Below are 14,327 nucleotides of genomic sequence, written 5' to 3' on the forward strand. Positions count from 1 at the left end.
CATGACCCCCGAGGCCGAGGAAGCCACCATGCCGGACGACGCGCTGCGGCTCAGCCGCTACCTGCGCACCCGTGCGTCCGAGACCGACCCGTCGGGCCCGCTCACCCTGCACCGCCCCGACACCGACGGCCCCACCGTCTGGTTCACCCACCCGGTCGGCGGGAGCCTGCTGGCCTACCACCCCCTCATCCAGGCGCTCGGCGACCACCACAGCCTGGGCTTCGAGGCGTCGCTGAAGACGCTCGACGAGGGCGGCCGCGTCGCCTCCGTGCAGGAGCTGGCGCGGCGCTACACCGACCGCCTCGACGACCGCGCGCCCCGCGTCGACGTGCTGTGCGGCTGGTCGTTCGGCGGCGCGCTGGCCTGGGAGACCGGCTGCCTGCTCGCCGAGCGGGGGCAGCGGCCCGCCGTCGTGCTCCTCGACTCGACCTGGGCCGAGAGGGACTACACGCACTGGACCGAGACCGAGGCGCTAAATGCCTTCGTCCGCGACGCCCGGCGCACCGGCGGCGACGACGCCGAGCACACCGTCGGGACGGAGGAAGAGGCCGCGGCGGTCCTCGGCATGGACCTCGACACGTTCAGCGAACGCTTCGCGATCTTCGCCCACGGCAGGCGCCTCATCGGCACCTGGACCCCCACCCCCGGGGATCTGGACGTCGTGTCGGTCCGCGCCGCCGCCTCCCTCACCTCCGACTGGCGCACGGTGACGACCGGCAGCGTGCGCGTCGTGGACCTGCCGGGCGACCATTACGGACTACTGCGTCCCGGCGCCAACGTGAACGCGATCGAAGAGGTCGTCAGGAGCGTGAGCACGCCCGCCGCGGGTGCGACGCCTGTCGTCGGCACGGCACCCGCCGCCGGCACGGCACCCGCCATCACGCCACCCGCCACGACCCCACGCCCGGCCGTCACCGCCGATGTGGACACCGCCACCGCCAGCGCCGATGTGGACACCGTCGCCCCGGGCGCCCCCGTCGACGAGAACGACCTCCGCGCCGCGCTCGCCGATGTGGTTTCCGCGCCCGCCTGGCGCGACCTCGTCGTCCGTGCCCGGCGGATGGACGCCGACGCCATCGCCACCGCCTACCGGGAACTGGGCGGTCGCGGTCTGCTCACCCCCGACTGGCCCGTCGAGTTCGGCGGCGCCGGCCTGTCCACGCGCCTGGCCATCGAACTGTTCGAAGGCTTCTGCACCACGGGACTGCCCGACCTCGTGCACGCCCTGAGCGTCCAGATCGTCGGCAACTTCGTCCTCAAGTCCGGCTCGCCCCGCCTGCGGCGCGAGCTGCTGCCCCGCCTGAGCCGGGGCGAGGAGTTCGCCACCGTCCTGTACAGCGAGCCGCGCGCCGGCAGCGACCTCGCGGCTCTGCGCACCCGCGCCGAACGCCGCGGCGACCGTTACGTCCTCAACGGCGTCAAGGTGTTCAGCATCTACAGCGACATCTCCGGCTCCGCGCTGGTCGCCGCCCGCACCGCCCAGGAGGGACACAAGTACGACGGGATCACCCTGTTCGTCATCGACCTGGCCGCCGACGGCGTGAGCGTCGAACTCGTCGACACCGTCCAACGGGAACGCATGTGCCGGGTACGGCTGCGCGACGTGGAGGTCGACAGCTGGCGCATGCTCGGCGAGGAGGGCCAGGGCTGGGCCCTGCTCGACGGGGCCCTGGCCATCGAACGCACCGGTATCGACCACGTCGTACGGGCCCAGCGCTGGCTGCGCGCGCTGCGCGGGGCCGACACCCGCCGCACCGAGGGACTGGAGCGTCTCCAGGGCCAGGTCGAGTGCGCCACCACCCTGGCCCGCGCGGCCACCGAGGTGTTCCTGCGCGCCGACGTGAAGGCCACCGACACGGCCGTCGCCAAGCTGTACACGAGCGAGACGTGCCAGCAGGTCGGACATGAGGTGCTGCGGCGCTGGAGCAGCCTGGAGCACGCGAGCGGGCTCGACGACCTCACCCGCGAGGAGCTGTTCTCCGCCCTGACCGAGTCCCCGGGGCTCACCCTGTCCGCCGGGACCTCGGAGATGATGCTGGCCACCGTCGCCGCCGACCTCAAGGTCGACGCGGGGCGGCGCTGCCTGGACATCCTGCACCGCTTCGGCGACGAACTGGTCGACACCGCCCTGGACGTGCTGGAACCCGAAGGTGCCGCCGTGCGCGCCGCACCGCTGTTCGCCCCGTCCGAGCGCAGGCGGACCGCGCTCGCCGACGTGCTGCGCGACACCGGCCTCGACCTGGCCGAACTCCCCGAGGACGAGGGAGGACTGGGACTCGGCCTGCCCGTCGGCTGCGCCCTCAGCCTGTCCCTCGGCTACCTCGGCTACGAGCACGCCTACCAGCCCTGTCCCACCGCGGCCACGCGGGCCGGTGCGGGCGCGTCCCCGCACTGCTCCTGCCGCCCGTGCCGGATCCGTCGGGCCGGATACGTCCTCGGTCTCGGCATCGGGCTGTTCCGCGTCGCCTGGGAACACGCCTGTGCCCGCGAGCAGTTCGGCCGCCGGCTCGTCGACGTCGACGCGCTGATGTTCCCGCTGATCCGCGGCTACGCGGAGCTGACCGCCCTCGGCGTGCGGCTGCACGAGCTCGCCGACGAGGACGGCACCACCGGGGACACCGCGGACACCGAGGGCCCGCTGCGCCGCTTCGAGCTGGTGGCCGAGGACGCCCTGGTCCGGGTCGTGCGCAGCGCGATGCAGGTGCTCGGCGCCCAGGGCATCACCGAGTGGTCGGTCGCCTCGCGCTACTACCTGCGCTGCGCGGAGCACCTCGGCACGCTCGACCACCGCGGCACGGCCCCCGACGAGTGACCCGCCGGCCTCCGGGCCCCCGCGCCTTCTCCGATTCGAAACGTGTGTCGTACCTTCCACGCAAAGGCAGCCATCCGATGCGCATGTCCCCCACACCCGTCGACGTCCCGGCCCCGACGTCACCCGACCCGTCCGACCTGCCCGACCTGCCCGACCTGTACGACGAGAGCCAGTACGCCGCCCGTGCCATGCACCCGGTGTGGAGCGCCCTGCGCTCCCGCGAGGGGCTGCACCGGCAACAGGCCCCGGACGGGCAGGAGTTCTACGCCGCCACCCGGCACGCGGACGTCCGTGACGTGCTGACCGACCACGGGACGTACTCCTCCGCCTACAGCACCATGCTGACGGTCCGCGGCGACGGCGACACCGCGGCGGGCGCGGCGATCCACCTGACGGACCCGCCCGTGCACGCGGCGGTCAAGAAGCCCTTCGCGCCGCTGATGACGATGCAGGCCTCGCTGCGCCTCCAGCGCGGCATCCGGGCCCGTATGACCGAGCTGTTCGACGCCGTGCGCGACCGGGAGGCGTTCGACTTCTGCGACGCCATGATCACGCTGCCCATGACCATCACCGGTGAACTCATGGGCATCCCGCGGGAGCAGTGGGGCGTCACCGGGCGGGCGACGGTGGCCGCCATGGGGGGAGTGGAGGCGGCCGGATCCGAGTACGAGCGGCGGTTCGCCCTTTTCGAGGCCCACACCACGATCATGACGGTGCTCGGTGACGTCCTGGAGGACGGGGCGCCCGACGACTCGGTGAGCGGCCGCTGCCCCGTCACCGCCCAGGCGGTCGCCGACGACAAGCGGGACGTGGCCCTGCTCAACGCCTACGCGTTCCTGATGGGCGCCAATCCCACCGTGCCGCAGACCGTCCACCAGACTCTCGTCCTCCTCGCGAGCGATCCCGACCTGTGGTCCTGGTTCCGTGGGCAGGAGAGCACCGACCAGCGTTTCGTGGACGAGGCGCTGCGCTGGGCGAGCCCCGTCAACCATGTGCTGCGGCGTACCACGAAGGACACGACGCTCGCCGGCACCGCCGTGCCCGCCGGGTCCCTGGTGACCGCGTGGATCGCCTCGGCCAACCGCGACGAGAGCGTCTTCACCGACCCGTTCGCCTTCCGGCCGGACCGCACGCCCAACCAGCACCTCGCTTTCGGGGTCGGCGTGCACCGCTGCATCGGCCAGCACGTCGCGGCGCTCGGCCTGCGCACGTTCTTCGACCTGTGGCGCGAGCGCGTCCGGTCGTTCTCCCTCGACGGCGAACCGCGCCACCTCGTCTCGAACTTCCTCAACGGAGTCGTGTCGCTGCCCCTTTCCGTGTCCTGGAAGTGACAGGACTGGTGGGGCACGCGCCCGAGACGAGGAAGGCAGAAGGATGAGCGATTTCGTCACGAAGGTCGTCGGACCGCAGGACTGGCCGGTCGTCGGTGAACTCTTCGAGCCCAAGGGGCTGGTGGAGAACTGCTGGTGCACGTATTTCCGGATGACGGCCAAGGAACGCTCCGCGTGCGGCACCGCCGAACGCCGGGACGCCCTGCGCGACCTTGTCGTCGGCGGCGAGCGGGTGGGCGTGCTCGGACTCGTCGACGGCCGGCCCGTCGGCTGGATCGGGGTCGGTCCGCGCCCCGGCTTCGCCCGCCTGGAGCGCTCCCGAGCCGCCAAGCTGCTCAAGGGCGACGACCCCGAGCGCATCTGGTCCGTCGTCTGTCTGTACCTGGCCCGCGACCAGCGGCACCAGGGCAACGTGAGGCTGCTGGTCGACCGGGCCGTGCAGTGGGCCCGCGAGGAGAAGGCCGACCTGATCGAGGCCTATCCCGAAGACGATCGCGCCGACCGCGCCGATCGCGTCGACGGTGGCGCAGTCGAGCGGTCCAGCTTCCACGGCAGGGTCAGCACCTTCGAGTCCTGCGGATTCACCGTCATCGAGCCCCGGCTGCAGCACAGAGCCCTGGTACGGAAGGATCTCCGTTGACCGTTCACACGAGGCTCGCGCTCGAGCCGTACCTCAACAACCAGGCGGCGACGACCCCGGGCAACCTCGCCGACGGGCGCCTGAACGTCTGGCGCAATTCGATGCCGGCGCGCCCCGAGCCGCTGGAGCTCCTCGTCGACGGGGTCCCGCTGCGCACCGCCCCGCTCGACGGCGGCGGCCCCGACAATGTGCTCTGCGCGGGCCAGCGCATCGAGGTCCCGGCCCGGCGGTGGGACTGGCTGTACCTCATAGGCTGTGGAGAGAGACGCGTCAGGGACGTCATCACCTGGCACTTCGCGGACGGGCACGTGGACCGCGACGGCTTCGCGCTGTCCGACCTGTGGGAGGGACGCTCGGACTACGGCGAGGAACTCGCCCTGCGCACCGACACCATCCACTATCCGTTCCACGTGCAGGAGCGCATCGGGATCACCCTGTGGTGCCAGCGCGTGCCCATCACCTCACGGCATCCGCTCGGCGCGCTGACGCTGCCCGAGAACCCGGCCGTGCACCTGTTCGCGCTGACCCTGGCCGGGCCGTCCGAGGCCGTGGGCCCGTCGACGGAACTCCTCACGGCGGGAGGCCGGTCGTGACCCAGCTCCCCACCCCCGGCCCCGTCCTCACCGACGCCGTCGTGTCGAGCCACCCGCGATGGTCGGGCGTCACCGGCACCTACCCCCAGTGGTACGAGGACCCGCTCAGTTGCTTGCAGACGACCCTCGGCAGCGTCCTGCTGGAACACGGCCTGTCACCCGTCGAGGTCATGGGCCTGCCCTGTGAGTTCGCCTTCGCCCCCGGCGACGCGATGTGCGAGGAGTTCTACCGGCCCGCGCAGAGCGAGCGGGGGGTGGCCGCGGACCTGTGCCCGTACCACGACGTCGCGTCGGCGTGGACGTCCGGATCGAGCGCCGAGGACCTGATCGACCTGATCGACCGGCACGCCGGCGTCATCGTGGCGGTCGACAACTACCACCTGCCCTTCCGCCCCGCCTACCGCGACGTGCACGCCGCCCACCTGGTGGTCGTCCCGGCGTGGCGGCGGACGGCGGCGGGGGAGACGGAGTTCTACGTCTCCGACGTCCAACCGCCGCACTTCCAGGGCTGGTTGGCCGCCCACCACCTCGTGGAGAGCTGGACCTCGGGGAACCCCTCCGACGCCCAGGACGTCTTCTTCTCCAGCCGCGAGATCGGCGGCCGGGTCCTGACCGTGACCGTGCGGTCCGCGCCCGAGGAGCTCACCGGGCGGCGCCTCCAGCACGCCCTGGCCGGCAACCTCGACCGCTGGGAGCACGGCACGGCGGCGGACACCGACCGGGTGTGGACCGGCCGGGCGGGCCTGGACCGGTTCGTCGACTGGCTGACCGCACGCGGCACCGACCCGCAGGCGCTGCGCCCCGCGTACACGTTCGGCTGGGCCATGCAGGCGCAGGCCCACCTGCACGGGCGGCTCGCCCAGGAGGCCGGCCGGCGCGCGCCGCGACCGCACCTGGCCCGCATCGCCGCGTCGGCCGACCGGCTCGTCGGCGCCTGGACCAACGTCCGGCTGCTCAGCGCCCATGCCCCGCACCTGCCCGACCTGCCGGAGCTCACGCTGCGCCGCGGCGCGGAGCTGCGGCACGCGTACGAACAACTGGCCGTCGACTGGCGACTCGCCCTGACCCGGGAATGGACGAACGACTGATGCATGGGGGTCTGGCAGGCGAGCTCGCGCTCGCCGGAGGCATACCCGTCCTGGAAGCCCAGCCGCCGGTCAGCTGGCCCAGGACGACCGACGCGGACCGCGCCGCGGTGCAGTCCGTGCTCGACTCGAACCTCTTCGTCTCCGACCGCACCGGCGGGCGCACCGCGGTCGAACAACTGGAGCGGTCCTGGGCCGACCACCTGGGCGTACGGCGCTGCGTCGGTGTCAGCAACGGCACCACCGCCATCGAACTGGCCCTGCTCGCCCACGGGATCCGCCCCGGCGACGAGGTCGTGGTGCCCGCCCTGACCTTCGTCGGCACGGCCATGGCCGTCGTGCACGTCGGCGCCGTCCCCGTCTACGCCGACGTGGACCCGGTGACCTTCGCGCTGTCCGCCGACAGCCTGCGCGAACGGATCACCCCGCGCACCCGGGCCGTCGTACCGGTCCACCTGCACGGCCTCAGCGCCGACATGCCCGTCCTGGACGCCGTCGCGCGCCACCACGGGCTCGTCGTCATCGAGGACGCGGCGCAGGCCCACGGCGCCCGGCACCTGGGCACGCCGTGCGGCGCCACCGGGAACACGGCGACCTTCAGCCTCCAGATGACCAAGAACCTCCCCACCTGCGGGGAGGGCGGACTCGTGGTCACCGACGACGACGCGATCGCCGACCGCATCGTGCAGCTGCGGCAGTTCGGCGAGACGATCCGCCCCGACCGCCCGCGCCGCTACGTCAGCCACCGCCTGGGCTTCAACGCCAAGCTCAACAACATTCAGGCGGCCTACACCAGCAGCCAGTTGGAGCGTTTTCCCGACTACCACAAAGCCCGCCGCGAGAACGTGGCGGCGTTCCTGGACCGCTTAAGCGGCGTGGACGGCCTGACCTGTCCCACGGAGCCGGAGGGGCACGAGCACGCCTGGCACATCCTGCGCTTCGTCGTCGACTTCGACCGGCTGCTGCCCGGCGTGCCGGTCGCCGGGGCGCGCAGCCTCCTGCTGCGCGCGCTGCGGGCCGAGGGCCTGCCCGCGACCCGCTACCAGATGATGCCGCTGCCCGACCAGCCCGCGCTGCGCCCCCTGGTCCGGCAGCCGGACCCGTCCTGCCCCGTCACCCAGGACGTCATCGACCGCAGCTTCACCGTGCAGCAGCGCCATCTGCCACCGGACGCGGGCCCGCTGCTCCAGAGCTTCGCCGACGTGATCGAGAAGGTCTTCTCGCACCGTCGCACCCTGGCCCGTCTCGCGGAAGGCGGCGCCCAGTGACGCAGGCCGACGACAGCACGACGACGGTGCCGCTGGAGGTGCGCGCGCACCGGGTGCGGGAACACATCGTCGAGATGTGCGCGGGCCCCGAAGGCGGCCACCTCGGCGGCTCCCTGTCCTGCGTCGACATCCTCGTGACGCTGTACTTCCACACGATGCGCCACGAGGGCGCCGACGGGTCCGGCGGCGCCGCCGGGCGGGACGTCTTCGTGCTCAGCAAGGGGCACGCCGCACTGGCCCTCTACGCGACCCTCGCCGAGCGGGGTCTGATCGACCGCGACGAGATCACCACCTTCTGCCGGCCCGGGGGCAGACTCGCCACGCACGGCAACGTGGCCGTGCCCGGTGTCGAGTTCGCCACCGGCTCCCTCGGCCACGGACTGGCCCTCGCCACCGGCACCGCCTGGGCGCAGCGCCGGTCGGCGACGCCCGCCGCCACCACGTACGTCCTGCTCGGCGACGGGGAACTCCAGGAAGGCACCGTCTGGGAAGCGGCCCAGGTGGGCCGGGCGATGAACGCCGGCAACCTCGTGGCGGTCGTCGACGTCAACGGTCACCAGCAGACCGGCGCGGTCCGCGACGTGAGCGACGGGTCGCCCGTCGCCGACCGGTGGCGCGGCTTCGGCTGGCACACCGTCGAGGTGGACGGGCACGATCTCCCCGCGCTGCGCGCGGCGTTCGACACCGCCCGCACCACCCCCGACACCCCGACGGCGGTGGTGTGCCGCACGGTCAAGGCGCAGGGCGTCAAAGCCCTCGCCGGCAAGTCCGTGTCGCACTTCGTGCGGCTCGACGCCGACAAACTGCGGCGCGTGCGGGCGGGCCTGCGCCACAGCGCCCCGCAGCCCGCCCCCGGGAACGAGGTCCGCCATGGCTGACGCCCCGGCCCGCCGCAGCACCCGCGCCGCCCTCACCGAGGCGTTGCCCGGCCTCGCCGTCCGCCATGACGTCCTCGTCGTCGACACCGACACCGGCAGCATCAGACCGACACCGGAGATGACCTACCTGAACGTCGGCATCGCCGAGAACACCGCGATGGGCGTCGCCGCGGGCGCGGCGCACTGCGGACACCGGGCGCTGGTGTGCACGTTCGCCGCGTTCGCGGTCAGCAGGGCGTTCGAGTTCATCAAGCTCGACATCGCCTATCCGCGGCGCCGCGTGTGCGTCGTCGGCACGCACGGCGGCGCCAGCGGCGGCTGGCTCGGTCCGACCCACCACGCCACCGAGGACCTCGCGCTGATGAACGCACTGCCCCACATGCGCGTCGTCGTCCCCGCCGACGCGGCCCAGACGGTATCCCTGCTCGACCAGTGCCTCCAGTACGACGGACCCACCTATCTGCGCCTCGGCCGCAAGGACTCGCCGCTCTTCCCCGACCTGCCCGAGCCGGTCCTCGGCCGGCCCCAACAGGTGCGCCCCGGCCGCGAGCTGTGCCTGGTGGCCACGGGCCCGGAGATGCTGGCGGTGGCCATCGACGTCGCCGCCGCGCTCGCCGAGGAGGGGCACGACGCCCAGGTGCTCCACGCGCACACCGTCGACGCCGAGTCCGCCGCCGCGACCGCGCGCGCCGTCTCCGGCACCTGCCGGTGGCTGGTGACCCTGGAGGAGGCGTGGACCTCCGGCGGCATGGGCGCCCAGCTCGCCGCCGCGCTCGGCCCCAGCGGGGTGCGCTGGCTGCCCGTCGGCGTCAGCGGGTTCCTGCCGCCCGCCACCCACGCGTCCCTGCTGGAGGCGAGCGGACTGACCGCCGACTCCGTCCTGCGGCAGGTACTCAAGTTCGTCACCGAACCGCGGTGACGTGCCGTACCCGGCTCCGGCCCGGTCCCGACCCGACCCAGAGAGGACGAACCCGATGGACACCCAGTGCGTCAGCTGCTCCGACACGCTGCACATACCGCAGGACAGCTATCAGGGAGAGATCGTCAACTGCCCCGGCTGCGCCACCGAACTGGAGATCCACTCCACCGACCCGCTCCAGCTGGCCATCGCGCCCGAGCCCGAAGAGGACTGGGGTGAATGACCACGCCCAGGCGCCGGCGCCGGCCCAGCCGGTCGGCCTGCTCCTGTCCACCGTCCGCTACGAGGAGCGGCGGATCCTGTCCGAGCTGGAGCGACGCGAGATCGCCACGGTCCGGATGGATCCCCGCACCATGTCCTTCGCTCCCGAGAACGTCGCCCGGCTGAGCGGCATGACGGTGCTCAACCGGGAGATCTCCAGCCAGCGCGCGGCCCTGACCGCCGAGTCGCTGGAGGCCTTCGGCGCGCACCCGCTCAACGACGCCACGTCGACACGGCTGTGCGGCAACAAGTGGTCGACGTACCTGCGGCTGACCCAGCACGGGGTGCCCACCCCGCTGACCATGCTCGCCCCCTCCCCGGAGACGGGCAAAAAGGCGATCGAGTCGCTCGGCTACCCGGCCGTCGTCAAGCCCCTGAGCGCCTCCTGGGGCAACCGGGTCAGCCTCATCACCGACTCCTACGCCGCCGACGCCGTGCTGGAGCACTGCGCCGCGCTGCCGTCGGCGGTGCTGAGGACGGTCATCGTGCAGGAGGCCGTGCAGCCGGGTAACCCCGACATCCGGGGGATCGTCGTCGACGGCAGGTGCCTGGGCGCGATCGTGCGTTCCAGCAGCGACTGGCGCAACAACGTGGCCAGGGGCGCCTCCGTCGCCCAGCATCCGCCGAGCGAGGAGATCGACCGGCTGTGCGTGCGGGCCGCCTCCGCCGTCGGCGCGCGGATCGCCGGAGTGGACCTCGTCGAGAGCGCCGACGGCGGCCACCTGGTCCTGGAGGTGAACTCCCGCGTGGAGTTCCAGGGCTTCGAGAGCGTGACCGGTGTCGACGTGGCCGCGGCCATCGTCGAGACCTGTGTGTCCGAGACCGCCGACGTGAAGGAACCGGTATGAAGCGTGTGGCAGTGGTGGGCGGCAGGGGATTCGTCGGGGGTGAACTGCTGCGCCTGCTCGTACACCATCCCGACGTGGAGGTCAGCGCGGTCACCTCGGACACCCACGCGGGCCAGGCCGTGGAGAACGCGCATCCCCCCTTGCGCGGCAGCGGCCTGCGCTACCGGACCCGCGCCGAGCTCGACCCCGTCGACCTGGTCTTCCTGGCCGGCGTGCACGGCACGACCGTGGAACTCCTCGACGAGATCGCCGCCCTGGCGCCGAAGATCGTCGACCTGACCGCCGACTTCCGCATCGAGGACGGCGACCTCATGGAGCGCTACTACGGGTGGCGACGCGAGGGGGAACGGGCCGGCGCGTTCGTCCGCGGCCTGCCCGAGCTGCACCGCAAACAGATCATCGACGCCGACCGCGTCGCCGTCCCCGGCTGCATGGCCACCAGCGCCATTCTCAGCCTCGCCCCCCTCGCCTCACGGGGACTGCTCGGCGAGGTACGGGTGGACGCCCGCACCGGCAGCAGCGGCTCGGGCGCGTCCGGAGGCTCCGCGGGCTCGCACGCCCTGCGCAGCGGCGTGATGCGGGTGTTCGCCCCCTTCGGGCACCGCCACGAGGCCGAGATCACCGAGGCGCTCGGGGTGGAGGCGTCCATGACGGTCACCGCCACCCCGCAGGTCCGCGGCGTGCAGACGCTGGCCACCGTCGACACCGGCGAACTCGGCGAACGCGAGCTGATCGCCTTCTACCGCGCCGACTACGGCACCGAGCCGTTCGTGCGGATGGCGAACAGCCCGCGCGGCCTCTACCGCTACCCGGACCCCAAGGTGCTGCTCGGCTCCAATTTCTGCGACCTCGGCATCGCCACCGACGGCCGCGGCCACGCCCTGGTCATGGCGGGCATCGACAACCTGATGAAGGGCGCCGCGGGCGGCGCGGTGCAGTGCATGAACCTCATGCTCGGCCTGCCCGAGACACAAGGGCTGACGTTCCCGGGGCTGCACCCGGTATGACGAAACCGAGAATCGTCGTGAAGTGGGGCGGCAGCCTCCAGAACAACGGGACGTCGATCGCCGACGACATCGCCGCGCTGTGGCGCGAGCACCACATTACCGTCGTGCACGGAGGCTCACGGGACATCGACGACACCATCGGCGAACTGGGCCTGCCCCGGCGCACACTGACCGCCCCCGACGGCATGGTGACCCGCTACACCGACGCGCCGACCCTGACCGCGCTGACGATGGCGCTGCGCGGCCGCACCCAGGCCCGCATCGTCGCGCAGCTCGCCGCCCGCGGTGTCACCGCCGTCGGCCTGTCCGGCATGGACGGCGGGCTGGTGCGCACGCGGCGCAAGGCGGCGATCCGGGCCGTCGTCGGCACCGGTGTGCGCGTGGTGCGCGACAACCTGGCCGGCCGGATCACCGGCGTCGACACCCGCCTGCTCGACGCAATCCACACCGCCGGCATGGTGCCCCTCGTGTGCCCGCCCGGCATCACCGCCGAGGGCGAGCCGACCAACGTCGACGCCGACCGCATGGCCTGCGCCGTCGCGGCCGCCTGGCGGGCCGACCGGCTGCTGCTGCTGACCGACGCGCCCGGTGTCCTCGCCGACCGGGAGGACCCCGCCTCCGTCATCGGCTCCCTCACCCGCGACGACGCCGAGGAACTGCTGCCGCGCCTGGGCGGCGGCATGCGGATGAAGGTGGCGGCGGCCCTGGAGGCCCTCGACAACGGCGCGGCGCGGGTCCAGGTCTGCGACGGCCGTATCGACGAGCCCGTCTCCCGGGCACTCGCCGGCGGCGGCACTCTCATAGGGAAGGAGCTGGGCGCACCGTGACCATCCAGCAGGTCCACGTCCATGAGGGCGAGCTGTCCGAGCAGGAGGCCGTCGCCCTGCTCGCCGAGGTCGTCGCCATCCCCTCCGTCTCCGGCAGCGAGCGCGAACTGGCCGACCGGCTGCGGGACATCGCCCGGGAGCGCGGCGCCGAAAGCCACATCGACGAGGTCGGCAACGTGCACGTCGTGGTCGGGCGGGGCCCCCGTACGGTGATGCTCCTGAGCCACCTGGACACGGTCCCCGGTGTCGTCGCCTTCGAGCACACCGACACCCTCGTGCGCGGCCGCGGCGCGGTGGACGCCAAGGGGCCGCTCACGGCGATGCTCGTCGCCGCCCTCGGCAGCCGCGACCTCGGCGTACGCGTCCACTGGGTGGGCGTGGTCGAGGAGGAGACCCTCCTCTCGCGCGGCGCCGAGTACATCCGCCGAACCGTGCCCGCGCCGGACGCGGTCATCGTCGGCGAACCCAGCGGCGCCGACTCGGTCACCATCGGCTACAAGGGCCTGGCGGAACTGGAGGTGCGGTGCGAGGTGCCCCGCACCCACACCGCGACACCGGGCCCCAAGGCCAGCGAAGTCCTCGTCCGGGGACTCGCACGGCTGCTGGAGCGGTACGCCACCCGGGGCAACGCCAACTTCCGGGACGTCGGCATGGTCATCAGGAACGGCCGCTTCGACGCGTTCTCCAGCGAGTGCTCCCTGGCGTTCCGCACCCCGCCCGGTGTCGCCGCGGACACCCTGGCCGAGGAGGTGGCCGCGGTCCTCGGCGAGCACACCGAGGTGAGCGCGGCCTACGACGTGCCCGCCGTCATCGTGCCGCGCGGCTCCCTGTGCGTCCGGGCCCTCACCCGGGCCATCGCGGCCGAGGGGATGCGCCCCGGCCACAAGCTCAAGACCGGCACCAGCGACATGAACACCCTGAGCCGGAGCTGGCAGGTCCCCATGGCGACCTACGGCCCCGGCGACTGCGCTCAGGATCACACGGACCACGAGCACATCCTTATCGACGAATACCTCCGGGGCGTCCGCATTCTGCGGTCCGCCCTGCGCGAATTGAGCAATTCCCTGGGAGAGGTGGCGCTGTGACGCAGGAACCGATGCTGCTGGCCTTGTGGTGCGTGCCCCGCTCCCGGTCGACCGCATTCGAACGGGCCATGTTCGAGCGGGGCGACCTCCTGGTGCTGCACGAGCCCTTTTCCCGGGTGTGCGACTTCGGCGAGGCCGATGTGGCGGGCCGCCGGTGCACCACCCAGGAGGAGGTGATGGCGGCGCTCACCGACATCGCCTCCCGCGAACCCGTCTTCTTCAAGGACACGACCGACTTCGCGTTCGACGCGGTCACCCCCGACGCGGCGTTCCTGCGTCGCTGCCGGCATGCCGCGATGGTGCGCAACCCGGCCGACACGGTCCGCTCACACCTGCGCATGCAGGCGGACGCGACCTCCGCCGCCATGGGATTCGGGCACCTGTGGGACATCGTCTCGGCGGTGACCGGCGCGGGACTGCCCATGCACCTGGTCGACGGCGATCGGGTGGTCGGCGATCCCGGGACCGAGATGCGGCGCTACTGCGCGGCCATGGACCTCACCTTCCTGCCGGAATCGCTCTCCTTTCGCAAGGAGCCGCCCAAAAGCTGGGGAACGACCGGGAGCTGGCACGCCGGCGCCAGCGATTCCTCCGCCCTCGGCGCCCCTCCGCGCGCGCCTGGAAAGCTGCCGGACGACCTGGAGCGGACCGCGCTCGCCCATGAACAGGACCAGATTTCCCCCTACACGAGGATTCTGGAAGCACTGGGGGGCGAAAATCGGTCAACCCGGGCCGAAACGCCAGCCTTTCCGTCACAGCCGATCGGCTGAACA

The 14,327-nt window shown here is 72.5% G+C and carries 14 protein-coding genes; all 14 read left to right on the forward strand.

Features of this window, described 5'->3' with window-relative positions; translation table 11 throughout:
• Nucleotide 1: 1 nt before the first annotated feature.
• Complete coding sequence (locus tag ACIP5K_RS14790; protein WP_401409388.1) at nucleotides 2–2,812, forward strand: acyl-CoA dehydrogenase family protein; 2,811 nt, start codon at nucleotides 2–4, stop codon at nucleotides 2,810–2,812.
• Between the two features lie 83 nt (nucleotides 2,813–2,895).
• On the forward strand, nucleotides 2,896–4,143 hold the full coding sequence (locus ACIP5K_RS14795) for a cytochrome P450 (protein ID WP_401409391.1): 1,248 nt from the start codon (nucleotides 2,896–2,898) through the stop codon (nucleotides 4,141–4,143).
• A gap of 43 nt (nucleotides 4,144–4,186) precedes the next feature.
• Nucleotides 4,187–4,783, forward strand: a complete 597-nt coding sequence (locus ACIP5K_RS14800) for a GNAT family N-acetyltransferase (protein ID WP_401409394.1) — start codon at nucleotides 4,187–4,189, stop codon at nucleotides 4,781–4,783.
• Nucleotides 4,780–5,376, forward strand: coding sequence for a hypothetical protein (locus tag ACIP5K_RS14805; protein WP_401409396.1), 597 nt, complete (start codon nucleotides 4,780–4,782; stop codon nucleotides 5,374–5,376). The genes ACIP5K_RS14800 and ACIP5K_RS14805 overlap by 4 nt, the downstream gene beginning before the upstream one ends.
• Complete coding sequence (locus tag ACIP5K_RS14810) at nucleotides 5,373–6,464, forward strand: BtrH N-terminal domain-containing protein (protein ID WP_401409399.1); 1,092 nt, start codon at nucleotides 5,373–5,375, stop codon at nucleotides 6,462–6,464. The genes ACIP5K_RS14805 and ACIP5K_RS14810 overlap by 4 nt, the downstream gene beginning before the upstream one ends.
• Nucleotides 6,464–7,729 (forward strand): DegT/DnrJ/EryC1/StrS family aminotransferase, encoded by a 1,266-nt coding sequence (locus ACIP5K_RS14815; protein ID WP_401409402.1) that lies wholly within the window; start codon nucleotides 6,464–6,466, stop codon nucleotides 7,727–7,729. The genes ACIP5K_RS14810 and ACIP5K_RS14815 overlap by 1 nt, the downstream gene beginning before the upstream one ends.
• Nucleotides 7,726–8,607 carry a transketolase gene (locus ACIP5K_RS14820; protein WP_401409404.1) on the forward strand — a complete coding sequence of 294 codons (882 nt, stop codon included), beginning with the start codon at nucleotides 7,726–7,728 and terminating at the stop codon, nucleotides 8,605–8,607. The genes ACIP5K_RS14815 and ACIP5K_RS14820 overlap by 4 nt, the downstream gene beginning before the upstream one ends.
• Nucleotides 8,600–9,526 carry a transketolase family protein gene (locus ACIP5K_RS14825; protein ID WP_401409407.1) on the forward strand — a complete coding sequence of 309 codons (927 nt, stop codon included), beginning with the start codon at nucleotides 8,600–8,602 and terminating at the stop codon, nucleotides 9,524–9,526. Before ACIP5K_RS14820 ends, ACIP5K_RS14825 begins: the two co-directional genes overlap by 8 nt.
• 55 nt (nucleotides 9,527–9,581) lie before the next feature.
• Nucleotides 9,582–9,749: a lysine biosynthesis protein LysW gene (locus ACIP5K_RS14830; protein ID WP_401409410.1), complete on the forward strand. Its 168-nt coding sequence runs from the start codon at nucleotides 9,582–9,584 to the stop codon at nucleotides 9,747–9,749.
• Nucleotides 9,742–10,635, forward strand: a complete 894-nt coding sequence (locus ACIP5K_RS14835) for a RimK family alpha-L-glutamate ligase (RefSeq protein WP_401409413.1) — start codon at nucleotides 9,742–9,744, stop codon at nucleotides 10,633–10,635. Before ACIP5K_RS14830 ends, ACIP5K_RS14835 begins: the two co-directional genes overlap by 8 nt.
• Complete coding sequence (gene argC, locus ACIP5K_RS14840; RefSeq protein WP_401409416.1) at nucleotides 10,632–11,642, forward strand: N-acetyl-gamma-glutamyl-phosphate reductase; 1,011 nt, start codon at nucleotides 10,632–10,634, stop codon at nucleotides 11,640–11,642. The genes ACIP5K_RS14835 and argC overlap by 4 nt, the downstream gene beginning before the upstream one ends.
• Nucleotides 11,639–12,469, forward strand: a complete 831-nt coding sequence (locus ACIP5K_RS14845) for a [LysW]-aminoadipate kinase (protein WP_401409419.1) — start codon at nucleotides 11,639–11,641, stop codon at nucleotides 12,467–12,469. The genes argC and ACIP5K_RS14845 overlap by 4 nt, the downstream gene beginning before the upstream one ends.
• Entirely contained in the window at nucleotides 12,466–13,554 is a 1,089-nt protein-coding gene (locus ACIP5K_RS14850; RefSeq protein WP_401409422.1) for a M20/M25/M40 family metallo-hydrolase, read from the forward strand. The genes ACIP5K_RS14845 and ACIP5K_RS14850 overlap by 4 nt, the downstream gene beginning before the upstream one ends.
• Nucleotides 13,551–14,324 carry a sulfotransferase family protein gene (locus tag ACIP5K_RS14855; RefSeq protein ID WP_401409425.1) on the forward strand — a complete coding sequence of 258 codons (774 nt, stop codon included), beginning with the start codon at nucleotides 13,551–13,553 and terminating at the stop codon, nucleotides 14,322–14,324. Before ACIP5K_RS14850 ends, ACIP5K_RS14855 begins: the two co-directional genes overlap by 4 nt.
• Nucleotides 14,325–14,327: the final 3 nt, after the last annotated feature.

Origin of the sequence: Streptomyces sp. NPDC088785 (assembly GCF_044750685.1) — a bacterium.
Classification (GTDB): domain Bacteria; phylum Actinomycetota; class Actinomycetes; order Streptomycetales; family Streptomycetaceae; genus Streptomyces.

Bases quoted from the DNA above. Each gene is read 5' to 3' on its own strand.
- ACIP5K_RS14790 (WP_401409388.1), top strand. From the start codon at position 2: ATGACCCCCGAGGCCGAGGAAGCCACCATGCCGGACGACGCGCTGCGG.
- ACIP5K_RS14795 (WP_401409391.1), top strand. From the start codon at position 2,896: ATGTCCCCCACACCCGTCGACGTCCCGGCCCCGACGTCACCCGACCCG.
- ACIP5K_RS14800 (WP_401409394.1), top strand. From the start codon at position 4,187: ATGAGCGATTTCGTCACGAAGGTCGTCGGACCGCAGGACTGGCCGGTC.
- ACIP5K_RS14815 (WP_401409402.1), top strand. From the start codon at position 6,464: ATGCATGGGGGTCTGGCAGGCGAGCTCGCGCTCGCCGGAGGCATACCC.
- ACIP5K_RS14825 (WP_401409407.1), top strand. From the start codon at position 8,600: ATGGCTGACGCCCCGGCCCGCCGCAGCACCCGCGCCGCCCTCACCGAG.
- ACIP5K_RS14830 (WP_401409410.1), top strand. From the start codon at position 9,582: ATGGACACCCAGTGCGTCAGCTGCTCCGACACGCTGCACATACCGCAG.
- argC (WP_401409416.1), top strand. From the start codon at position 10,632: ATGAAGCGTGTGGCAGTGGTGGGCGGCAGGGGATTCGTCGGGGGTGAA.
- ACIP5K_RS14845 (WP_401409419.1), top strand. From the start codon at position 11,639: ATGACGAAACCGAGAATCGTCGTGAAGTGGGGCGGCAGCCTCCAGAAC.